General features: G+C 49.9%; 22 protein-coding genes. 3 read left to right on the forward strand and 19 right to left on the reverse strand.

Annotated features, from left to right (window positions below; translation table 11 throughout):
• Positions 1–15: 15 nt before the first annotated feature.
• Both KQY15_RS17325 and KQY15_RS17330 read left to right on the forward strand, forming a co-directional pair.
• On the forward strand, positions 16–2,820 hold the full coding sequence (locus tag KQY15_RS17325) for a TonB-dependent receptor (protein ID WP_217671180.1): 2,805 nt from the start codon (positions 16–18) through the stop codon (positions 2,818–2,820).
• A 111-nt stretch (positions 2,821–2,931) separates the two neighbouring features.
• The gene (locus KQY15_RS17330) at positions 2,932–3,954 is read left to right on the forward strand and encodes a CNNM domain-containing protein (protein ID WP_217671181.1); all 1,023 of its coding nucleotides are present in this window, start codon (positions 2,932–2,934) and stop codon (positions 3,952–3,954) included.
• Between the two features lie 7 nt (positions 3,955–3,961).
• On the opposite strand, the gene KQY15_RS17335 is transcribed toward KQY15_RS17330, so the two are convergent.
• From KQY15_RS17335 to nudE, 8 genes are all read right to left on the reverse strand, one after another.
• Positions 3,962–5,107 carry a Kelch repeat-containing protein gene (locus KQY15_RS17335; protein WP_217671182.1) on the reverse strand — a complete coding sequence of 382 codons (1,146 nt, stop codon included), beginning with the start codon at positions 5,105–5,107 and terminating at the stop codon, positions 3,962–3,964.
• A 122-nt stretch (positions 5,108–5,229) separates the two neighbouring features.
• Entirely contained in the window at positions 5,230–6,975 is a 1,746-nt protein-coding gene (locus KQY15_RS17340; protein ID WP_217671183.1) for a flotillin family protein, read from the reverse strand.
• Between the two features lie 35 nt (positions 6,976–7,010).
• Positions 7,011–7,694 carry a YqiJ family protein gene (locus KQY15_RS17345; RefSeq protein WP_217671184.1) on the reverse strand — a complete coding sequence of 228 codons (684 nt, stop codon included), beginning with the start codon at positions 7,692–7,694 and terminating at the stop codon, positions 7,011–7,013.
• A complete protein-coding gene (locus tag KQY15_RS17350; RefSeq protein WP_217671185.1) occupies positions 7,694–8,362 on the reverse strand; it encodes a PspA/IM30 family protein in 669 nt (222 codons plus the stop codon). The genes KQY15_RS17345 and KQY15_RS17350 overlap by 1 nt, the downstream gene beginning before the upstream one ends.
• Positions 8,362–8,868, reverse strand: coding sequence for a hypothetical protein (locus KQY15_RS17355; RefSeq protein WP_254795811.1), 507 nt, complete (start codon positions 8,866–8,868; stop codon positions 8,362–8,364). The genes KQY15_RS17350 and KQY15_RS17355 overlap by 1 nt, the downstream gene beginning before the upstream one ends.
• Before the next feature lie 168 nt (positions 8,869–9,036).
• Positions 9,037–10,635: a phosphoenolpyruvate carboxykinase (ATP) gene (pckA, locus tag KQY15_RS17360; RefSeq protein WP_217671186.1), complete on the reverse strand. Its 1,599-nt coding sequence runs from the start codon at positions 10,633–10,635 to the stop codon at positions 9,037–9,039.
• A 214-nt stretch (positions 10,636–10,849) separates the two neighbouring features.
• Entirely contained in the window at positions 10,850–11,680 is an 831-nt protein-coding gene (cysQ, locus tag KQY15_RS17365; protein WP_217671187.1) for a 3'(2'),5'-bisphosphate nucleotidase CysQ, read from the reverse strand.
• Positions 11,658–12,245 (reverse strand): ADP compounds hydrolase NudE, encoded by a 588-nt coding sequence (gene nudE, locus KQY15_RS17370; RefSeq protein ID WP_217671188.1) that lies wholly within the window; start codon positions 12,243–12,245, stop codon positions 11,658–11,660. Before nudE ends, cysQ begins: the two co-directional genes overlap by 23 nt.
• Before the next feature lie 60 nt (positions 12,246–12,305).
• Here nudE and yrfG point away from each other — a divergent pair, with 60 nt between their 5' ends.
• Positions 12,306–13,004, forward strand: coding sequence for a GMP/IMP nucleotidase (gene yrfG / locus KQY15_RS17375; RefSeq protein ID WP_217671189.1), 699 nt, complete (start codon positions 12,306–12,308; stop codon positions 13,002–13,004).
• 18 nt (positions 13,005–13,022) lie between these two features.
• On the opposite strand, the gene KQY15_RS17380 is transcribed toward yrfG, so the two are convergent.
• The 11 genes from KQY15_RS17380 to gspD are packed head-to-tail and all read right to left on the reverse strand — an operon-like array spanning position 13,023 to position 23,371.
• Complete coding sequence (locus tag KQY15_RS17380) at positions 13,023–13,766, reverse strand: type II secretion system protein N (RefSeq protein WP_217671190.1); 744 nt, start codon at positions 13,764–13,766, stop codon at positions 13,023–13,025.
• Position 13,767: 1 nt separating this feature from the next.
• Complete coding sequence (locus tag KQY15_RS17385) at positions 13,768–14,238, reverse strand: type II secretion system protein M (RefSeq protein WP_217671191.1); 471 nt, start codon at positions 14,236–14,238, stop codon at positions 13,768–13,770.
• Positions 14,235–15,425, reverse strand: a complete 1,191-nt coding sequence (gene gspL / locus KQY15_RS17390; RefSeq protein ID WP_217671192.1) for a type II secretion system protein GspL — start codon at positions 15,423–15,425, stop codon at positions 14,235–14,237. Before gspL ends, KQY15_RS17385 begins: the two co-directional genes overlap by 4 nt.
• Entirely contained in the window at positions 15,422–16,408 is a 987-nt protein-coding gene (gspK, locus tag KQY15_RS17395) for a type II secretion system minor pseudopilin GspK (protein WP_217671193.1), read from the reverse strand. Before gspK ends, gspL begins: the two co-directional genes overlap by 4 nt.
• Positions 16,408–17,136, reverse strand: a complete 729-nt coding sequence (gspJ, locus tag KQY15_RS17400) for a type II secretion system minor pseudopilin GspJ (protein WP_217671194.1) — start codon at positions 17,134–17,136, stop codon at positions 16,408–16,410. Before gspJ ends, gspK begins: the two co-directional genes overlap by 1 nt.
• Complete coding sequence (gene gspI / locus KQY15_RS17405) at positions 17,129–17,497, reverse strand: type II secretion system minor pseudopilin GspI (RefSeq protein WP_217671195.1); 369 nt, start codon at positions 17,495–17,497, stop codon at positions 17,129–17,131. The genes gspJ and gspI overlap by 8 nt, the downstream gene beginning before the upstream one ends.
• Positions 17,497–18,084, reverse strand: a complete 588-nt coding sequence (gene gspH, locus KQY15_RS17410; protein ID WP_217671196.1) for a type II secretion system minor pseudopilin GspH — start codon at positions 18,082–18,084, stop codon at positions 17,497–17,499. The genes gspI and gspH overlap by 1 nt, the downstream gene beginning before the upstream one ends.
• Entirely contained in the window at positions 18,084–18,527 is a 444-nt protein-coding gene (gene gspG, locus KQY15_RS17415; RefSeq protein WP_217671197.1) for a type II secretion system major pseudopilin GspG, read from the reverse strand. Before gspG ends, gspH begins: the two co-directional genes overlap by 1 nt.
• Position 18,528: 1 nt before the next feature.
• Positions 18,529–19,749, reverse strand: a complete 1,221-nt coding sequence (gene gspF / locus KQY15_RS17420; RefSeq protein ID WP_217671198.1) for a type II secretion system inner membrane protein GspF — start codon at positions 19,747–19,749, stop codon at positions 18,529–18,531.
• Positions 19,749–21,260, reverse strand: coding sequence for a type II secretion system ATPase GspE (gene gspE, locus KQY15_RS17425; RefSeq protein WP_217671199.1), 1,512 nt, complete (start codon positions 21,258–21,260; stop codon positions 19,749–19,751). The genes gspF and gspE overlap by 1 nt, the downstream gene beginning before the upstream one ends.
• A complete protein-coding gene (gene gspD / locus KQY15_RS17430) occupies positions 21,260–23,371 on the reverse strand; it encodes a type II secretion system secretin GspD (RefSeq protein WP_217671200.1) in 2,112 nt (703 codons plus the stop codon). The genes gspE and gspD overlap by 1 nt, the downstream gene beginning before the upstream one ends.
• Positions 23,372–23,382: the final 11 nt, after the last annotated feature.

Below are 23,382 nucleotides of genomic sequence, written 5' to 3' on the forward strand. Positions count from 1 at the left end.
ACAAAGGAACTCAGCATGTTAGCTGTAAAGCGCAAAACCGGATTTAATAAAAAGCCCATCGTAAACAGCCTGCTAGTGGCTCTTACTTTGCCAGTCGCCGCCTATGTTCAGGCGGCTGCTGTCGTCGAAGGCGTTGTGCAAAAAGCCAACAGTGGCAATGTGTTATCTGGCGCCTTGGTCAAAGTTGCAGATAGCCAGCAGCAGGTTTTTACTGACGCCTCCGGTCGATTTGTGTTGCGCAATCTGAACCCGGGCACGGTAACACTCGAAATCAGTTACATCGGTTTACCCGCCCAGCGCCAGCAAATTGAGTTGTCCGAAAACAGCACCCAGGCCGTGGTTATTGAACTGGCAGATGTGGAACGTTTGGCCGTGGTTGGCCAGCGTCAGGCTCAAAACAAAGCACTTAATATGTATCGGGCTTCTGACGCAATTACCAATTACATTGCTGCCGATGACATGGGGCAATTTGTCGATCAAAACGTTGCTGAATCACTGCAACGCTTACCAGGTACTTCTATTAGCCGGGATCAAGGCGAAGGCCGTTTCGTCAGCATTCGCGGTATTGCTGCCGGTTTAAGTTCGGTAACGGTAAATGGCATGCGAATTGGTACGCCAGAAGGTAGCTCGCGGGCGGTACCGCTGGATGTTATTCCAACAGGTTCTATCGAAGGTATTTCAGTGACCAAGGCACCTACCCCAGACATGCCGGGCGACGCAATAGGTGGCTCAGTAGACGTGAAATCGGCGTCAGCATTTGATCGCGAAGGCAGACAAATCCGTTACCGGGCAGAAGCGTCTTTTAACGAGCTTAGCGGGGAAACCAGCCCGAAGCTGAGCCTGAATGCGAGCGATACCTTTAGCCTTAATGGTGATAACAACAAAAACTTTGGTGTAGCTGTTGGCCTGAATTATCTCGACCGCAAACTGGAGTCTGACAACGTTGAAGCAGAATACGACATGGTCGACTTTCAGGATGGTGAAGTATTCAGCCTGATTGAATTGCAACAACGCAAATACTATGTAAACCGCGAGCGAATTGGTGCCAACCTGAACCTGGAATATCGGCCCGACAGCAGCAATAAATATTTCGCCAATACCGTATTCAGCCGCTTTAGTGATGCTGAAACTCGCCAGCGCAGCATTTTTGTATTTGAAGACGGCACCCTGAGCGATTTTGATGGTAATAATGCCTATGTTACTGAGATGGAACCTGATGCCTTTCGCCGCCGGATCCGTTTCCGCACAAAAGAACAGGACACCCTGGCGCTGAATCTGGGTGCAGAGCATAGCCGCAGCAGCTACAACCTTGATTACTATGCTGGTGTTTCTGCTACCCGGGAACGGGTACTTGACGAAAACGAAGGTCGTTTTGAGTACACCGGTGACCCGCTGGATGCTACCTATGTTATAGGCCAGGGCATCCCAGGCTTTGGTATTTTCAGTAATGGCGTGGCCAATACCAGCCATCTGGACAATGCTAATTATGAACTGGATCGGGCAGTATTAGAGCCAAAAGTTATCGATGACGATGAATATAACCTGGGCGCAAATTTTGAACTGCCGTATGCTTTTGGTAACAATAATCTGACCCTGAAAACTGGCATCGACCTGCGTTGGAAGCAAAAGGACACCAATATTGATATTATAGAACTGCGCCGTACTCCGGATGCGATGCTGGATCAATTCACCATTGGTGCACCTTCATATGGTTTAGGTAATCTGGGCCAGGGTATAAGTTCGGCCGGTTACATTAACTTCTTTAATCAAAACCGCGCAGACTTTACCGCCCGGCCACAAGATATTGCGGAAAATACCCAGCTATCGCTTGTTGAAGATTTTGTCGCCGATGAAGATGTGCAGGCCGGCTATCTGATGGCTACCTACGATGGCGAACGCAGCCGCTTAATTGCCGGGGTAAGGGTAGAACGAACAGATTACTCCGCCAGCGGCAACCAGCTGACCTTTGATGAGGACGGTGAATTAACTGTCAGCCAACGTAGCGTCAGCAACAACTACACCAATGTGTTGCCGGGCCTGCATTACAGCTACGAGCTGGCAGATGATTTGATGTTACGGGCCGCCTGGACCAATACGATCGCCCGGCCAAGTTTCAATGATATTTCACCTCGTGCTGAAATCAATTTAGAAGACAATGAAGTTGAGCTGGGCAACCCGGATCTGGACCCATATGAAGCAACCAACTACGATTTACTGCTGGATTGGTACTACAACGAAGGCAGTTTGCTATCAGCCGGGATTTTCTATAAAGATATCGACAACTTTATTGTTGAGCTAACCAGCAATGACGTTCCCGAATTTGCTGGCTTCGACGTTACCCGGCCAGTGAACGCCCTTAGCGCCATTGTCAGCGGTTTAGAGTTCGCCTGGCAGCATAGCTTTGTTCAGCCGCAACTTACCGGAATATTAGTAGGCGCCAACTTCACGTTGCTGGATACAGACTTAGCAGTTCTGGAACGGCCAGGTGAAAGTTTCAGCTTGCCGGAATCGGCCGAACAAGCCGGTAACTTTTACCTGGGTTACGAAGATAAAAAATTCAGTACCCGCTTAAGTGTGTCGTATAGAGATAAATTCCTAAGCGAAGTTGGCGATGATGTAAACTATGACATCTATGTGGCGGCGCATACTCAGGTAGATGTCACGGCATCTTACAAACTGAGCAAGCAGGTAGAACTGGTGGCGGAGTTGATAAATCTGACTGATGAGCCGCTGGAACTTTATCAGGGTAACGCCGCCTACACTTACCAGTTTGAAGAATACGGCATGACCTTCGCGCTTGGCATTAAAGGCCGTTTCTAAGCGCTAACCTCACTTAAAAGCGAGCCACGTATTGTAGGTGGCTCGCTTTTCTCGTTAAGCCATTTTATACTGCCGCTTCCTTAGCAAAACGGAGTGTTGTAATCAACCTGTATGAGCCTGTTAATTGCGTTTGCAGTTTTATCTATTGCGGTATCTTTTATTTGCTCCATTCTGGAAGCAGCATTGCTCTCCGTTACCCCCAGTTACATTGCCCAGCAGAAGCAGAACAACCCGAAACTTTATGAAAAACTTAAAGTATTAAAAGACAAGATTGATCAGCCTCTTGCGGCTATTCTCACCCTGAATACAGTTGCACATACGGTAGGTGCTACCGGCGTTGGTGCTCAGGTTACATTGGTATTTGGTGATGGTTATCTCGGTATTGCCTCAGCAGTCATGACATTGCTTATTTTAGTGCTTTCAGAGATTATCCCAAAAACAATTGGTGCTCGTTACTGGCCTGCATTGGCACCAATACTGCCGGTTACATTAAAAATAATGATCACTTTGCTGCGGCCTTTTATCTGGCTGTCAGACCAACTAATGAAATTATTCGGTGGCGTAAGCCATGAGCCTGACCTGCGCCAGGAAATAAAAGCGCTGACAGTACTCGGCCGGGAAATGAATAAGCTGGATGAAGATGAGCAGCGGGTTATTGCCAATATTCTCGACCTGCATGATTTTAAAGTACGCGATATTATGACCCCACGTACCGTCTGTGAAAGTGCCAGCCCGGACGAAACACTGGCCGAATTTACTGAGCGGGTCAAAGTGGGACAATTTTCACGCTACCCGGTACTGGACAATGACGAGTCACCACTGGGCATCGTGTTTCGCTATGATTTACTTAATATTACTGATCAGCAAGTGGTGGCAGACATCATGAAGCCGGTAAAAGTGATCTCGGATAAAATGAATGCTGAACATTTAATGACTCAGCTAATGCACGAGCGCCAGCATATGTGCCTGGTGTACGACGAATATGGCAGCTGGCTTGGGCTGGTCACCATGGAAGACGTGATTGAAACCATTATCGGCCAACCGATAATGGATGAAACCGATGATATTCCCAATATGCGCCGCTTTGCCAAAAGGCGTTGGGAACACCGCCTGAAAAACCTGTCGGATGATTAAGTAAACGCTATTGCCGCGCCGGTAGCTTTAAAAAATAAGCTGGCTGGCGTGGATTATTCAACAACACAAAACCGTCCAGAGCTTTAACATAAGCAAACCGGCCAAAGGTACCGTGCCGAACCTGCGGCCCGGGATCACCATCAATTGCTATGCCCTGCCAGCTTAAACTGGCTAAATCAAATTTATACAACTTGCCGTCACCCGGCCACGCATAAAAATGGCCATCCTTGTTGTTGTAGGTTAAACCCGGAGCCGGGAACTGATTAATAAACTCAGCATCACCTTTTAACGGCAAGATCATTCTTTTATAACCTGAAGTAGCGGTTAAGTCATATAAAATCTGTTTCTTCTGACCAATGATCAGCATTTTCCGGTTAGCCGGGTCTATTGCTGCATTAACCCCCAGTCCCAGGCCGCCTTTATCATTCAGCTTTTTGTAAATGCCACCATCAGGCTGAAATTTATAACTGTATAATGCCGACCTATCGTGTAAAAACACTAAACCGGTTTTACTGTCATAAGCGGCAACGACACCAAAGGCCCCACGCGGCATATCGCCACTGGGGGTATCTTTATACCAGCGCCCGGTAACGGGATTAAATAACCAGGTGTTAGGATCAGGTGCACCAGAATGCCGGCCAGCCAGGGCACCGGAAAACGCCCACAGCAAACCTTTACTACTGATAAAAGCCATACCATCATATGTATGCCGTGAATTAGGCTGGCTGCCGTCGAACGGGGCCAGTTCGGTCAGCCTTGGGGTTGTATCCGGATCTGCCGGCTGTGCCGGCTCTGTCAGCCGGCGCAGCTCGCCTCTTATTGCATCTAGCTGATAAACTTCATTGCCATAATAATCGTTATGGCCACCGCCCCACAGATATAGCCGGCCGGTATTTTCATCCAGATCAGCGCCGCCCCAGGCAAACACCACATTGTGGCAATAATCAGCAAATGAATAATCATATAAACCATTAGCAGGACAGTGCTCTGTCAGCACGGTGCCGTTTATTGGTTGCCAGCCAGCAGTATAGCGTTGCGTTTTGTCTGGGTTAGCACGGGTTAAATCGTTAGCTTCGGGCTGGGACAGGATCAGCGACACGCCTAGTAAGACTACGCCAGCACTGGCCGTAGCAATCAGGGCCAGTAATTTCATTCGTGCCTCCTGTGCGGTTTTGCCGGTAAATTGTTGGTAGTTACCATAGCACAGCAGAATAACTAAAACCTGAACAGAAACAGGCCGCAATTGCGGCCTGTATTTCTCCGATTAAAACTGACTTATTGCTTTAACGGCGCTTGCAACGCCTCGGTCATGCCATTGATGTCCCCGGCTTTTAAGCCAATCTCTGACAGCAATGAATCAAGAATTGGCGCCTGAGCCCGGTAACGCAGGGCACTGTTTACCACCTGATCGGCCAGTGAACCGTTGCCTGCCTCGCCGCTACCTGTTTCTCCGTTATTGCCACCTCCCTGGTTACCCATACCGTTAACCTGCAAAATCTTAATGTCGCTGATTTGCTCCATCGGTTTAACACTCTGGGCAATAATTTCAGGTAATTGCTCAATCAGCGCCAACCGGATCTGCATGGCAATCTGGTCAACCGACAACATATTAGCTGCGGCATTGATGGCTTTCTTACCTTCAGCATCGACTTCATAGCTACGCGCTTTAGCATCGGCTAACAGCAGTTCAGCATCGGCCTGGCCTTTGGCGGTCAACCGTTCTTTATCTGCCTCACCCTGAGCCGCAACCCGCATGGCTTCTGCCTGATCTTCTGCTGCCTTTTTCTCAGCTTCAGCCGCTACCACCAGTTGTATGGCTTCTTTTTCTGCCAGCTGGCGCGCCATAATCAAATCAACCTGTTTTGCCCGCTCTGCCTGCTCGGTCTGGCGCACGGTGATAACCCCTTCTTCCTGCCTAACGGCCAGCGCCCGCGCTTTATCGGCTTCTGCTTTCGCTTCTGATTCAGCCCGTGATTTCTCAGCAACCGCTATGGATTTGTCTTGTGAGGCCAGCTCTACTGCTTTTTGTCGTTCAATCTCAGCCTGTTCGACTGCCCGTTGCTTGGCAATATCCATTTCCCGCACGGCCCGGTCTTTCTGAATATTTTCGTTGTCGATATCCCGCTCTGACATAATGCGTTTTAAATCAATTTCACGCTGTGAGGCAATCTGCGCCTCCTCGGCTTCCCGTTTTTTCTCGGCCTGTTCCCGGGCAATTTCTGCCATTTGTGAGGCACGGCGAATAGAAACCTCCCGCTCCTGCTCAAGGCGAGCATATTCCTCTTCCCGGGAAATATTCAGCTTGGCCCGTTCCGCTTCCAGGTTTTTAGTTTTAATCGCTAAGTCTGTTTCCTGCTCGATATCGTTACGAATTTTACGCCGCGACTCAATGGCCTGGGTTAACTTGGTTAAACCTTCGGCATCAAACGCATTTTGCGGGTTAAAGTGCTCGAAAGCCGTCTGATCCAGCCCGGTTAGTGATACTGACTCCAACTCCAGACCGTTTTTCAGTAAGTCTTCTGATACCACATGCTGCACTTTCTGGACAAAATCGACCCGCTTCTCATGCAATTCTTCCATTGCCATTTCAGCGGCAACAGAACGCAACGCATCAACAAATTTACCCTCAACCAGCTCTTTAAGCTCAGCCGGGTTCATCGTTTTTAAACCCAGGGTCTGGGCGGCGTTTGCTATAGCGTCAACCGTTGGTTTAACCCGGACATAAAATTCAGCCGTGACATCTGCGCGCATCCGATCCCGGGTAATCAAAGCCTGCTCATTGGCGCGGCGTACTTCCAGACGCAGAGTGTTCATATTTACCGGAATAATTTCATGTAGTACCGGCAGCACAATAGCACCGCCGTTCATAATCACTTTTTCACCGCGAAAACCGGTACGTACAAAGGAAATTTCTTTGGTCGCTCTTTTATATAAGCGCGCCAGAATCATTCCCAGCACCAGCAACCCAACCAGTGCTACCCCGGCGATAATTAAAATATCTACCAAATTCATTGCCAACATTTACTGCTCCTTTTGAAAAATGTCTTTCCGTTTAATTAAGACCGGTTCGGGTCCTGATCTGACAAATGAGGATTAGCATTCCTGATCCCCTTATAAACTGCGCCCTGGCGGGACAACAATAATACTTCTGTACCCTGTACAAACTCGTCGCCTTCAGTATCTGGTTCAAGTTGCAGGTAATGGCTGTAGCCATGCTGATCTTTTACCCGGGCTTCGGCCGGATAGTTAAGTCGGGCCGTACCAAGGGTAATTACCGCTATCCGTCCCAGTAGGCTATCCTCTGTAACGGCAGTGGTTTCATCTTTCGGCATTATGGCCTGCAGCACTCCACCACCAAGCCGTACCACCGGTAAACTTAATAAAAACACCACGGGCACTGCCAGCCAGCCCGGCGCCAGGCTGCCAGTCACAGAATGAAGCAGGCCCTGCAACAATAAGCCGGCAAGGCCAAAGCTAAGTAAGAAAATCACCAGTAACATCAGGATCGGTACTTCGCCAATTCGTAACCAGCCGAGAAAACGACTAAGCGCGGAATCAGCTTCTATCGCACCAACTTCGGTATGCGGGCTTAATTCAGACTCAGGCAGCAGGCTCTCGAGGGCTGAAGACATACCAGCACCAAACAAAGCTGCCACCCCTTCCAGTACTGCAATCATTAACATCAGCACCAGGGCAATGCTAAATACCAGGTTTTCACTGGCCAGTGCCAGACTCAACATCAGCTTTTACCGGCCTTCAGGGCTGCTAATCTTTCAGCTACCCGGTTTTTTCGGGCCAGCTCTTCCAGCTCTGCTAATTTGCCGGCATTCCCCAGGCCAGTATCCCGCCCGGCGATGCCAGACGCCTTCTCGAGCACCCGGCCAAAAGCATCACTTGCCCGCTCTGCTTTGTCGGTTGCATTGTCAGCGTGTTTGCCGCTACTGACTGTGGCAGTGTTTCTCGCCGCTTGCGATTGGACAAAGGCAGTTAACTCAGCTTTCATTTCGCGCTTTTTCGCCTGCAAGGCCTGAATAAAACCTTCCAGTTCTTTTTCGCGGTTCGCGCAATCACTGATTGATGCCTCCAGCACCGGAATTCGCGCTTCAATATCCATTTGCTGAGCGATACCGGCTTCGGCTAAATCATCCCGGCCATTGGCCACCGCCACCTCCAGCTGACCAGCCAGCAGTTCATAACGACTGTTCTCTTCCATTAATTTTTTACTGGCCAGGTGTTTTTGGGCCACCTGTTGTCCCAATTCGGCACGGGTATCGGCAATTGCGGCATCCAGCTCGCGAATGGCCTGTTCCATTACAGCCTCAGGCGCGCTACTTTCTACCGCGTCGACTAATGCATTAACACTGCCGCTAACTAACCGGGCCACCCGGCGGGTAATACTCTCGCTCATCACTGCTCTCCTTGTATTGCCATTCTGTGTTCACTGATCAATGTTGCCAGCGCAAATAAACCCTGCTGCAACTCATGCTCATCGTTATCGCCCTGGGTTAACGCCAGTGGCAGTAGTAACTCATTTAGCCGGTAAACTTTCTGCAAAACACTTTGCTCTGTCTGTTGCAGCTCCCGCACATTCATCTGCGGACATCGGGCAGCCATCGTTTGTAACGTTGCCAGTAAATCCGGCAACGCATCCAATACCCGCAATACTGGTTCTGCCTGCTGATTAAGCTGCTGTTGGCGAATAAGGAGCTGCCGCTTCATTTGCCCCAGCCACTCCTGCATTTGCGCCAGATTGTGACCATAGTCAGGATAACTGGCATGTTTGCGGCGGGTTTCTGCCAGCAACGCCCGCAACTTGTCAGACGGCGTATGAGCTCCATCGTATTCCAGTGTGCTGATAAACTCGGCATCTTCAATACTTATCCGGGCACTAAAAGGCACCGTTTTGCTGCTCATTCTGCACTCCCTGTTATTGGCTGCTTTGTGTTCAATTTGCACCCAGTGTATTCAAATGAATTCAAAAGTAAATATTTAAATTGAGAATATTGATAAATAATTAACTAATTTGCTTTATAAACAAAAAAGCCAACCCGAAGGTTGGCTTCTATTAACAAAACTGGCTGCTTACAATTGCGGGCCTGCCGCCACTAAAGCCTTGCCTTCGGCATTGTCGGTAAACTTGGCAAAGTTATCGACAAAGCGCTTGGCTAAATCTTTCGCTTTTACTTCCCAATCTGCCGGGTTGCTGTAGGTCGCGCGCGGATCCAGAATACCGTCTTCAACACCGTGCAAGTGTTTTGGCATAGCCAGATTAAAATACGGCAACTGCACAAATTCGGCATTTTCAATGCTGCCATCTAAAATAGCATCGATAATAGCGCGGGTTGCTTTAATAGAAATCCGCTTACCACTGCCATTCCAGCCAGTATTGACCAGATAGGCCTCTGCACCTGAATCTGTCATCCGCTTGCCTAACACCTCAGCATATTTTGTCGGGTGCAGGCTTAAAAAGGCCGCACCGAAACAACTTGAAAAAGTAGGTGTTGGCTCAGTAATACCGCGCTCAGTACCGGCCAGCTTTGCGGTAAAGCCAGATAAAAAGTGGTACTTTGCCTGGTCTTTGGTTAGCTTCGATACTGGTGGTAATACGCCAAACGCATCAGCGGTTAAGAAAATCACTTTTTTAGCATGGCCGGCTTTAGAGACCGGGGTAACGATATTATCGATATGATAAATCGGATAGGACACCCGGGTATTCTCAGTCTTTGATCCATCGTCAAAATCGATAGTACCATCATTTGCTACACTAACGTTTTCCAGCAGCGCATCCCGGCGGATAGCATGGTATATATCAGGCTCGTTTTCTTCGGATAAATTAATGGTCTTGGCGTAACAACCGCCCTCAAAGTTAAACACACCATCATCATCCCAACCGTGCTCGTCATCGCCAATCAGCTGCCGCTTCGGATCGGTCGATAGTGTGGTTTTACCGGTGCCAGACAAACCAAAGAATACCGCTACATCACCGTCTTTACCGACGTTGGCGGAACAGTGCATGGACGCGATACCCTGCAGCGGTAAAAAGTAGTTCATCATTGAGAACATGCCTTTTTTCATCTCACCGCCGTACCAGGTGCCACCAATCAGCTGCATCCGTTCAGTCAGGTTAAATGCTACAAAGTTCTCGGAGTTCAAGCCCTGTTGCTGCCAGTTCGGGTTAGTGCATTTAGCGCCATTCATCACGATAAAATCCGGCTTGTAACTCTTCAGCTCTTCGTCGGTTGGCCGGATAAACATATTTTTGACGAAGTGCGCCTGCCAGGCTACTTCGGTTATAAAGCGCACGGCCAGCCGGGTGTCGGCGTTGGCGCCACAGTAGGTGTCAACAACAAACAAACGCTTACCAGATAGCTGGTTAGTCACCAGTGACTTTAAATCAGCCCATACTTCGGTACTGATTGGCTTGTTATCGTTTTTGCCTTGATCTGACCACCACACCGTATTGCGGGTAGTGTCGTCACGAACAATATATTTGTCTTTCGGGGAGCGGCCGGTGAAGATGCCGGTATCAACCGAAACCGCGCCCAGCTTGGTCAGTTTGCCTTGCTCATAACCCTGTAAATCGCTGCGGGTTTCTTCCGCAAACAATAATTCATATGACGGGTTATAAACGATTTCCGTGACATCTGTAATGCCGTATTGGCCCAGATCCAGATCGGACATGATGTAACTCCTAAGGGTACTGTAGGTAAGGGTGCAGTCTCTAGCGGACTTATTAATTATGTTATTTTTTGGGCAACAGCCTGGTTTTTGCCCAAAAAATACCCGTGCATCTTAGCGTTTTCGGCAGAAAAAAGATAGTTGAGAATGGCGCAATAAACGCAGAAAACCGCGTGCCGTCTGGCCTATAGCAAAGTTATGCAAAATAAATGATTGGTTATGAAATAAGAGGCCGGGTTGTTGGTTTGGCCTGGATCAATTCCCGCCACGGTAATTCTGCCTGGCCTATTACCATAAAATCGGGGTTGGCAAGGGTTTCCCGCTGATTATAACTAAGGGGTGCAAACTGACTATCGAGAATTTTACCCCCTGCTTCCTCAACAATGATATGCACCGCGCCGGTATCCCATTCCCCGGTTGGCCCCAGGCGCAGATAGCAATCTGCTTTTCCCTCAGCCACCAGACAACTTTTCAGTGAACAACTGCCCAGAGGAATATACTCAACCGTCTGACGCGCGCTGAGTAAAGAGATAATTGGCTGTAATGGTTGGCGCCGGCTTACTGCAATTCGCAGCACTTCGCCCTGCTGATGCTGATGCACCTGCATCCGGTTTATTAAATTGCGTTGCTGTTTAAAGGAGCCATGGCCTCGGCTGGCATAATACAGAATATCTTCTTTCGGCCAGTATATGACTCCCAACGCTGGCCAGCCATGTTCTACCAGGGCAATACTGACAGCAAAATCGCCACTGCGGGCAACAAATTCCTGAGTGCCATCCATTGGATCAATCAGCCAGTAGCGAGGCCAGTGCTGACGCTGCGCTAACGGGATTATGGTAGTTTCTTCTGAAATTATCGGGATATCTGGGGTTAAATCTGACAACCGATCAATAATCATGGCGTTAGCTTCGAGATCCGCTGTGGTGACCGGGCTGGTATCTGCTTTTTGTTCGGCGACAAAGTCGCCGCTTTGATACAGCTGCCATAAATGCTGGCCGGCTTCGCGGGCGGTGTGTTTTACACTCTCAAGCAGTTTGCTTAAAAACATCCGGATTTGCTTCCAGGTATTGCTGTGCCAGTAACAGGGCGGCCACGCTCCTTGCTTCGGTAAAATCGGCCTGTTGTAGTAACAGATCAGTTTTACCGCGCGCCCAACTGATTAGTTCCAGCGGTTCAGGTTCATCTCCCTCTTGCTGCTCGGGAAATAAATCGAACGCCATAACTATATGCATTGTAGCATTAAAATATCCTGGTGCGAGTGCCAGTGACTTTAATGTTACAAAACGGCTGGCGCCAAAACCAATTTCTTCTTTCAATTCGCGATTCGCAGCCGCCAGCACATCTTCACCAGGATCAATTAAACCTTTGGGGAAACCCAGCTGATAATCGTGGGTACCGGCACTGTATTCCCTAATCAGATAAAAGTGGTCAGGATCAGGACAAGCCACAATCATGACAGCACCGCGGCCAGAGCCACGCATCCGCTCATAAGTGCGCTCTGCACCATTACTGAAGCGAAGCTGTAACTGCTCAATTTTAAACAATCTGCTTTGGGCCACGATTTCCTGCGCCAGAATTTCCGGTACCTGTTTGCTCGTATGGCGCTGCGTCATCACTTGCCCTCTGTTACAATCTGCTATTGGCTACTATAAAACGATTGGCAGGAAAAACCTATGCTGGATTGGGCAGAAATTGATACCGTATTACTTGATATGGATGGCACCTTACTGGATTTACACTTTGACAATCACTTCTGGCTGGAGCATCTGCCACGGCGCTGGGCTGAAATAAGCGGCATTGCCCTGACTGAGGCCAAAGCCCAGCTGCAAAGTGAATATGCCGAACTGAATGGCAAGATCCAGTGGTACTGCCTCGATTACTGGGGCGAGCGCTTGCAATTGCCTATTACCGAGCTGAAGCGTGAAGTGATGGATAAAATTCAGATGCGACCAGATGTACCGGCATTTTTAACTGCGCTGAAACAATCCGGCCGGGATATTGTGCTGGTAACCAACGCCCACCCCGACAGTCTGTCACTAAAGCTTGAGCGAACCGATTTAGCTAAATATATCGACACGCTTATTTCTACCCATGAATTTGGTGTCACCAAAGAAAGCTGGGCCTTGTGGCAAAAACTGCAGCAGCGGCTTGGTTTTAATAATGAAACCACGTTATTTGTTGACGACAGTCTGCCCATTCTGTCTGCCGCCAAAAACTTCGGTATCCGCCATTTACTGGCAGTGGCCAATCCAGATAGCAAGCAACAAGCCAGAACTATCAGTGAGTTTCCGGCGATAACAGACTACACGCCACTTTTACCGGATATTCTGGCCCATTCTAAATTATCAGCAACAGCGACCGACAATGGCTGATTAAGCAGCCGGGTGCCGTTAAAACCTGATGGTATAGCGGCCCTGCTCGTCCGGCCGGCCGACAAACCGCATCGCCTGATGCACTTCCTGCGGCAGGCTGGCTTCAGGCTTCAGCGTACCATTCACGGTTAAGCGCTTATTTTCAACAGCTGCGGTTACCGCCAGACCCAAACTGTTGTTGCCATCCGTTATCAGCACCGGGCTGCCTTCGATGCAGCTTAAATCAGCGACAATACTGTTCAGCTCCAACCAGGTACCAGTAGGGGTTTGCAACCGTGCATCCAGCCAGCTGGCAGTACCAGCCAGGCTGCTACACCAGGGTTTACCCTGCTGGAAATCCTTCACTTCAACCATCAGTTCCCCTGTGGCAGAAACCGGCAGCGGCAACTGCTCCAGTGGCAATAACTGACTCACTGGCAGTCGCAGCAATGCCTGTTGTATTTCCATGCCACTGAAACTATAAGCTACCTCTGCTGTAAAATAGGGTTGCTCACGCTCGCCGATACTACCTGCGCTCAGATTAATTTGCGGGGACAGGCGCAATAATGACCAGCCATTAAACTGCCAGCGTAGCTGCTGAAATTGCAAACTCCGGTACTGGGCAACCATTGCTGAACCTTGCCAGATTGTGCCCTTTACCTGTCCCAACTGGATATTGGCTGGCAAGCCTAACCAATGTACAAACCAGGCTGCAGGCACTAAATACAGCAGAAAAAATACATATGCCAGCACCGCAACCAGGGTTAATTTCCAATACTTCATACTATTCGATTACCATCCGTCTAACCCTTACAATGCCACTCTTGTCGGTATTGGCCACATCCAGACTAACCAGTTTCACTCCGTTAGCACTTTGCAACTGTGCCAGCCAGCGCAACAATTGCTCGAAAGGTACATCCTCCAGCACCAACTGTAATTGTTCATTCTGCGGTTGCATTCGGCTTACCCGGATATTGTAGGTCCGCGAGCTGTTACTGACAATCTGAGCCAGACTTCCACCTACCCGCCCCTGGCTTGAAGCGGCCTGCCGCAGCTGCGGTATAGCCTGTTGTAATTTAGCCAGCTGCAGTTGGGCCTGAGCTAACGCAGCCTGCTTGCTGGCATATCCCTGCTGCAATGGCTGCCAGATAAACCAGTAAAGGGCACCTACACCCAGCACCACTACCGCGATGCTCACCAGCCGCTGCTCGCGCGCAGCCAATCCGCCCCACCAGTTTTGTATTTGCTGTTTCATGCCCTGCTCCGCATTACTACCGTTCCCTGAACTCTGGCGCCGTCATTGCTTAATGCACCCTGCTCTATCACATAGCCGGCACCCTCCAGTGCGGTTTTTAAACGCTCAAAATTCTGAAAGCCTCCTGCGTTGGCAGAAAACCTCAGCTCGGTTCGGGCTGCATCAAACCGTAAACTATCAACATTAATATCACCGACTTCGGCAAGGTGACGTTGCAGCGCATTCAACAAGGTCAGAAACCCTGCTGACTCACTCCCCATCCCTACTGTTGCCAGTTTTTGCTCAATCTGGCGGGATAAATTGACGATGGTTTCACCAGGAAAGGCTTGCTGATATTCAGCCAGGCTATTTTGCTGTACCTGAGTTAGCTGCCTGTCCAGCTGCCAAATTGCAAAGCTTTGCACCAACAGAAATAGTCCGAAACAGCTGGCAGCCAGAACCACAGTACTGCGCCATTGCTGCCAGTATTTGTTGCTCTGGCGCTTGGGCGCATAGGGCCCCTGCAGCAGGGTAAAGTTAATTTGCGGCAGCTGTCTGGCAAGCAACGCCAATGGCAATTCTGGTTCCATGTTTTGTTGAGACTGCATAATATCAGCGGGCCACGGGCTGTAGCTGGCAATATTAGGCAATGCTGCTAATGCCAGATATTGCGGCCACCAGCTACTATCTATCGCACTCGCCTGCCAGACGCCCTGCTTAATCAGCCACTGATTATTCAACTCAATGCAGGCCGGTAAAGGGTTATCAGGCAAAAGCAGAGCGTCCGGCAACATGCGCACTACTTTAAAGCCAGCCTGTTGTAGCCAGCTAAGCCAGTCATCCATCCGTGCCCGTTTTACCACTGCCACGTGCTGCTGGTACTGGCCTTCCTGTTGCTCTAAATCACCAAGTGCCAGCCACAATTGATCAATATCCTCAGCCTGCTCGTCCTCCAGCATATAGGGCAGTGCCTGTAAAATCTGCCGGGTGGGCCGGGTAGGCAGGCTAACCTGTTTTAATACCACGTCAGAGGCGGGTACCAGTGCTACCACCGGCCTGTTGCCAACCCGTTCCGCTAAATCTGCCAGTTCATCAGCATGGCCAATTTCACCTGAGGCGATGACCTCAGCATTATGGCTGGCCCATACCAGCCAGCTGATGGTGTCACCAGCCCGGCTTCCCAGCCTGATAATTAACTGTTCACTCATCCCTGGCCTCCAAATCGCCGGGCCAATACCCTGACTGTATTCTCATCATCTACTCTGAATATTGACGTTAGCACGAAACCACTTTCCAGATAAGATGTGGTTGCGAGTAACTGAAAGTAACTGGATTTTATCGTTAATAGTGCTTTAACATCATCATTTATCTCAACCCCGGATAATTGCGGCAGCGCCAGTAATTCATCTACACTGCTAAAGCCGCCTTCCGGCCGCTCTGCAATCATATCAACCGCATCAGCTTCGGTTAATTCCGGGACCAGCGCAGCCAGCAAAACTGCTGTCTGCTCTGTCAGGGTATTAATATTTAACTGAAACTGGCTGTTTTCCGGTATTACACACACGTAGGGTAACAGCAGCTGCATATCCGCCGGTGTGATATCCAGGATTTGTCTTAGCTCACTGACTGAGACCATTAGCGAGTTAGCGCTATAGTAGGGAAATTGCAGCGCAGCATAATCATCTTCTTCCGCACTTCCGGCTGTGCTGAGCAGGCTGTCTTCATCCAGCCAGTCGTGAACTCTTGCTACCAGGTACTCGGCTGGCATCGACAAATCCGCGGCGACCAATTCCAGCAGCCGGTTAAAACCGCGCTGTGCGGCAGTTTGCTCAATCCGACCTGAGGGCCCGCGCTGGCCAGCCTGTTGCAACGCATTTAAGTTAAAACACGCTTGTAAGTCAGTGATCTCACCTGCGATATTGCCATCCGTCACTACAAAACTGGCGCCACTTTGCGCCCAGTCCTGTTCAAGGTTCACTGTTTGCTCACCACTAAGGCTACGGCTTAGTAATACCCGGGCAAAATGCTCAGCCCCCATCGCATACCAGAATGCCTGTTGTTGCTGTTGCAGATTTTGCTGGCGCTGCAGCTGTAATTGCAACCGACCAGTCATATTAACGGCTATCACTACCACTATCGCCACTATCATCAGTACGGTAATAAGCGCTGCACCGCGCTCTGGTTTTAGCATCAACGCTGCCCCCGCCGCTGATCATCCGGCTGTCCGGGGTTATTGGTGTCTCCCGGGCGGTCGCGGTTATTATTTTGCCGCTGCTGTCCGCCTGAGTTTGGGTCAGTCATGGCCGCACTGCGTTGCACCACCATGCCAGATGGTAAGCTGAAAATCCGCTCAATAGTACCAAGGTAATCGTGAGTCAGGGTTACTTTTACGGCTTTAGGCATCACGCTGTCCTGCCATTTTTCCAGCCATTCTTCGCCTTGCAAATAACTCACGCTAAAAGCTGTCAGGTTATGTTGCAAAACCTGCACCAACGGCTCGCTGCCGGCCACTGCGTCGGGGTAAAGGCTAAACATGCGATGCAGCTGGCCCTGCTGCAGCCGGTAGGCAACCAGCTGTACTTCACCACGTGGCAGGATATGGCCAGGGTTACGCCAACCCTGCCGGGTAAAACTAAGGCCATGATCTTCACTGTCCAGCAAATACTGCTCACCGTACAGCCGGTATTTTACCGGCGCTTCTCCATCGAGCCTGACATGGCGGGCACTGATTTGCATAAAATCACGTTCCAGCATCAGCATAGTTCGCTGCAGTTGCTGGATTCTTTCGGTCGCTTCCTGTGATAACTCGTCGCTGTTAGTAACACTGCTCAGCACGGCAACCGAAGCAAGGCCTACCATGGCGAAGATAGCAGTAGCCAGCAACATTTCAATAAAGGTAAAACCCCGTTGTTTAACCACTGGGTTTACCCACAAACGTTGTCAGTTGTAGCAACACGTCATCTGGCTGCTCAGCCAGGCTGACACTTACCACCAGCTGACGTAAATCTGCATCCGGCACAGTTGTGGCCTGCTGGCGCCACAGCCATTGCCGGTTGGCCATTTCCACTTCACCCTGCAGTATTTCTTTTGGCGGCCAGTTGGGTTCCAGCATTGCCAGTTGCAGCTGATTGTTAGCAACATAACCGGCTATTGTCAGATCTTCAATCTGGCTCAGCGCCCTGATATGACCTCCGCTCGCCTGCATAATAGCCAGACCAGCTGTGGCAAATATCGCCATGGCCACCAGCAATTCTAACAGGGTGAAGCCGCGGTTGCTCATCAGCGCACCGTAACCACTTCTGAACGGTTTAGCGGAATAGTAAAATCGGTACCCACAGTCTGGCTTACCTGATCAAGACGCTCACCCAGCTGAAACATTAACCGGAAGGGACTGATTTCACCAGACGACAAAATAAACACTTGCGGTAGTACAGGCTGTTGCTCACTGGAATCATCAGCAAACTCGTCGTCATTCTGCCAGTTTAGCTGGCTTAGCAGGCTGAGCTCTGCCCCTGGCAGCCCTTCCAGTTCCAGTTGTAAGCCGATATCATCTGCCAGTTCATAAATTTCAGCGGCTTTGGGTTCATCAGCCTGCAACCATTTTTCGCCATCGAAATAGACAAAACTGTAACTGCCCTCCTGCACCACCAAACCCCATTCCTGCTGCTTTAACATCGCAGTTTCTGCAATAAACTGAAAAACCTGCTGAAAGCGCTCAGTTTCTTTATTCAACCGCTGCTCTGGCGAATCACCACTGAAATTCAAGACAACGGTAGTAGCCAGTAAGCCAATCAATAGCATTACCAGCATCACTTCCAATAAGGTGAATCCCCTCTGGCGCAACTGGCCCGGCAGCAAAGTTGGCATTAATTTTCGCTGCTTTCAGCCGCGTCCAGATTCCAGTTACCAATGTCATCATCAGTACCCGCTACCCGATCCGGGCCCTTACTGTACACATCAATCCGGCCCAACTGCCCTGGGCTTACCATAATATAATCTTCATTCCATGGGTCTTTGGGTAAGCGGCGAATAAAACCGCCTTCAGGAAAAGAGCGCGGTACAGGTTGTGAAGTAGGTGCTGTAACCAATGACTCAATACCCTGCTCAGTGGTCGGGTAAAAACCGTTCCGAAGCCGGTACATATCCAGCGCACTCTCCAGTTGCTGAATATCAACGACCACTTTCTGGCGGGCGGCCTGCTCCTGGTTACCCATTAAATTCGGCACCACCATACTGGCAATAATACCCAGAATAACGATAACCACCATTACCTCAAGCAAGGTAAAGCCTTTTTGAATCTGCTTTAACATCTTATCCCCCCACCATATTATTTAACGCTAAAATAGGTTGTAATATTGCCATTACAATAAATAACACCATGCCCGCCATAACTGATACCAACACGGGCTCAAAAACTTTTAACGACACCGTTACTAACGACTCAAATTCTTTATCCTGGGCGTTTGCTGCCCGCTCCAGCATACTGTCAAGCTGGCCACTTTTCTCACCGCTGGCAATCATATGCAGCATCATCGGCGGGAACATTTTAGTCTGCTCCAGGGCGTTTCTAAGCGAGGTTCCTTCCCGCACCCTTCCGGTTGCTTCAGCAACTGCCTCTTTCATATAACTGTTGCTTAATACATCGGCGCTGATCCGCATCGCTTCAAGCAATGGTACTGAGCTGGCATTCAGAATACTCAGTGTGCGAGCGAACCTTGCGGTATTCAGGCCCCGGCTCACTTTTCCGAACATGCCCAAATGCAACGTAAAACGATCCCAGCGGTATTTCAGCTCAGGTTTGCGCAGTGCCCGCTGCCAGAATACCGCCGCCAGCATAATCGCTACCAGCAATAAGACACCGTAGTTTCGAATAAAATCGCTGGCGGCTATCAAAAACAGGGTGGTACCCGGTAAAGACTGGCCCATATGCTCAAACTGACCAACAATTTTCGGTACCACCGCCGCCAGTAGTATGCTAATCACCAATACCGCGAAACAGGTTAGAATAATCGGATATAACAGGGCCTGCATGATCTGGCTGCGCATATGCTGGCGCTGCTCGGTATAATCAGCCAGCCGGTTAAGCACTTGTTCCAGATGCCCGGATTTTTCACCCGCTGCAACCATTGAGCGAAACAAATGGTCGAACACATGCGGAAACTCCGCGAGGCCCTCAGCCAGAGTATAGCCTTCGACCACCTTGGAGCGCACCGCCATCATCATATTTTGTAAGCGCGGTTTTTCACACTGCTCGGCCACCGCCAGCAACGCACTTTCAATCGGTAATGCCGCTTCCACCAGGGTAGCAAGCTGACGGGTTAACAGCGCTAATTCTGCTGCAGAAATTTTCCGGCTCAGCCATTTCCTGCCCGATGCAACCAGCTTTTCCTGTTGCGACGCCAGCTCAACACTCAGTGGCTGTAACTTTTGCTCGCGCAGCATTTGCCTGGCATGGCGTGCGTTGTCGGCCTCCAGCACCCCTTTATTTTTTTTACCGCGTAAATCCAGCGCCAGATATTCAAATGCGGCCATTACACATCCTCACGGGTAACCCGCAATACCTCTTCCAGGGTAGTTTGGCCGGCCAGCACCTTGCTGAAACCGTCAACCCGGATACTGGGGCAATGGGCCCGGGCATACTTTTCAATAGACTGCTCGCCTTTACCGTTATGGATCATTTCTCGAATTGTTTCGTCGACCTGTAGCAGCTCATGAATGCCGGTACGACCGCGATAGCCGGTAAAGTTACAATGCTCACAGCCTTTAGCCCGGTAAATTTGCTGGCCTTCTTTTTTGCTGATGCCAAGCAAGTTTCGCTCTTCTTTGTCAGGCTCATGTAATTCTTTACAGTGGCTGCATAAGGTTCGCACCAGTCGCTGAGCCAATACCCCCAGCAAACTGGATGACAATAAAAATGCTTCTACTCCCATATCTTCCAACCGGGTAATAGCACCTGCTGCCGTGTTGGTGTGTAAGGTCGATAACACTAAGTGACCGGTTAAACTGGCCTGCACTGCGATCTGTGCGGTTTCAAGGTCACGGATTTCGCCAACCATCACCACATCCGGGTCCTGCCGCAGAATGGCCCGCAGGCCACGGGCAAAGGTCATGCTGACTTTGGTATTAACCTGAGTCTGGCCAACCCCTTCCAGCTCATACTCTATCGGGTCTTCAACGGTCAGGATATTGCGGTCTTTACTATTAATTTCAGTTAAACCGGCATACAGGGTGGTACTTTTACCCGATCCGGTAGGGCCGGTTACCAGAATAATGCCATGGGGTTTCAAAATAAGCTTAGAGAACGCCTGTTGCACCGCTAACGTCATACCTAAATCGGCCAGATTTAAGTGCGAGTTATTTTTATCCAGAAGACGCAATACCACCCTCTCACCATGACTTGACGGCATGGTCGACACCCGCACATCTACTGCCCGGCCTGCTATGCGCAAGCTAATCCGGCCATCCTGTGGCACCCGCTTTTCAGCAATATCCATTTTTGACATGACTTTAATCCGCGACACCAGCAGGCTGGATAAGCGACGGTTAGGCCTTAGCACTTCACGCAACAGGCCATCAACCCGAAAACGGATAATCAGCGCTTTTTCAAAGGTTTCAATATGAATATCGGAAGCACCCAGTTTAATCGCCTCACCAAGCATGGCATTGATCAGTTTGATAATGGGCGCGTCGTCTTCATTTTCCAGTAAATCTTCCGTTTCCGGAATATCATCAGCCAGTGACGCCAGGTTGACTTCATTGCCAATATCCTCCATCAGCTGCTGCGCCTCGGAAGAATCACGCTGATAGCTGGCTTCCAGTAAAGCTTCAAACTCTGGCGCCGACAAAGATGTCACGCTAAAGCTTTCAGCCAGTAAACGCCTGACTTCAAGAACAGATTCTGGTCGGGTACCTGGCTGCACATACAACAACCAGCCATCCTGCTGCTGTTGTAGCAGTACACCGTGGCGTTTGGCAAAACTAAACGGCAACCGGATCCGGCTGCTTACCGGCTTAACTTCTTCTTCCGCTACCAGGCCTTCCATTAGTCGCGGCTTCCGGTGGCAGGCTGTTGCTCGGCCGGCTGCTGTTGTTGCTCTTGCATAAAGCGATCAAAGGTCGGTGGCAGGGTTAACGAGTCGTCCCACTCCGGCAATACCACCTGCCTGGTGTTTGGCATCAATCGAATACCTTCTTCATCGCGCAGTAGTTGCTCAGCACGGATATGGTTGTATTTCGCCTTGGAAATACCCGAGATAGCAGAGCCCTCCCGGACGATGGTAGCTTTAATAAACACCATCAGATTCCGTTTTTGCTTTGTGACACTGGTAGACTTAAATAAATGACCCAGCAGTGGAATATCGCCCAGCAATGGCACTTTAGACTCACTTTCCTGCACGTCTTCATCAATTAAGCCGCCCAGCACCACTGTTGCGCCATCATCGGTCATCACCGTGGTTTTAATTTCACGCTTATTAATGGTGATATCTACCGGAGTGGCACCGCCAATGCTCGACACTTCCTGTTCAATTGTCAGCTGCACGGCATTGCCTTCGTTAATTTGCGGGGTAACTTTAAGCTTAATACCCACTTCCTGACGCTGTACCTGCTGGAAAGGGTTGGTATTATTGGCGCCGGTGGTAGAACCGGTAATGACCGGCACTTCCTGACCAACCAGAAAGAAGGCCTCCTGGTTATCCATAGTAGTAATATGCGGGGTTGCCAGCACGTTAGAGTTAGTACTGGTACGAACAGCCTGCAAAATAGCAGCCCAGTCGCCATTGTAAAAGCCCAGCATCGCACCATTCAGGCCCTGTAATACGGTGGCTAAGGCCGAGTAATCACGGTTTGAATCTGGTGTCGTTTGCGTTACCGGAACACCATCGACTACGGTAGTGGTGGTTGTCCCCTGATTTACCTGCGACGCAAGCGCCGCAGCCCCTGCGACGTTAACAATCGGAATGGTATTGCCATTACTAAAGTTTGTACCGCCCCCATTGGCGTTTAACCACTGCACCCCAAAGTCGGTACCATCGCCTTCAAATACTTCGACGATAATAGCCTCTACCAGTACCTGGGCGCGGCGAATATCCAGCTGCCGGATAACATCCTCTAAGGAGCGCATCATATCAGGCTGGGCGGTTACCACCAGCGAGTTGCTGTCAGCATGCGCTTCGATGCTGATTTCACGGCCGGTGCCGCCACTTCGTCTGGCGCCCTGCGCTCCGGCAGCGCCTGTCGCCCCCTGCACTTCAGCAACAATAGACTCACTTACCCCTTTTAGCACCGGCACCAATTCTTCGGCTTTAGCATATTTTAAATAGTAAACCCGGGTATTGCCGCTGGTTTTCAGCTCGGCATCCAGCCGCTTGGCCAGTTCGATAACCCGCTGCCGCGCTTGCAATTCTCCACTGACGATTACGCTGTTGGTGCGCTCATCAGCGACAATTTTTGGAATTAGAAAATCAGGCTGCTCAGCCCGGCCCTGGCTTTTATAAATGTTCTCAAGGATCCTGACAATTTCACCGGCTGAGGCAAATTCAAGCTTTAAAATTTCCAGTTCCTGATCGCCAGCTTTATCCACCCGCTGAATAATATCCACTATCCGGTTTACTACGGCTGCCGGCCCCGTCATCATAATGACATTAGACGGGTCATAGTTAACAACATGGCCACCGCCAGCCTGGTTGCTGAACTGGCGCAACAGCGGAGCCAGTTCCCGCACTGAAACATTGCGAACCTGTACTACCCGGGTCACCATTTCATCGCCGTAACCGGGATCGTCATCCCCTACTACCGGAATATTCGAGGTTTTGGCGTCTTTGTTCCGGACAACTTTTAAAATACCGCTTTCCATTTCCACCACGGCAAAGCTGTAAACCTCAAGTACATTTAAGAAAAACTGGTAATACTGTTCTTCATTCAGCATTTCGTAACTGCGGACATTAATCCGGCCACGCACCTGAGGATCAACAATTATGGTTTTTTTCAGGTTCATACCAACGATATTGATAAATTCGTTGATATCTGTGCCTTTGAAGTTAGGTGAATACTGCACCTGTTCAGTATCAGCCAATACCGCAAAACTAAACACTGCGCCAGCCAGCAAACCGGCTATGGCGCGCCCTGAACCCCTGAGAAAACCACCTGATATCATGAGAATTTAAC

The organism is Arsukibacterium indicum (assembly GCF_019100565.1).
Lineage (GTDB): Bacteria > Pseudomonadota > Gammaproteobacteria > Enterobacterales > Alteromonadaceae > Alishewanella > Alishewanella indicum.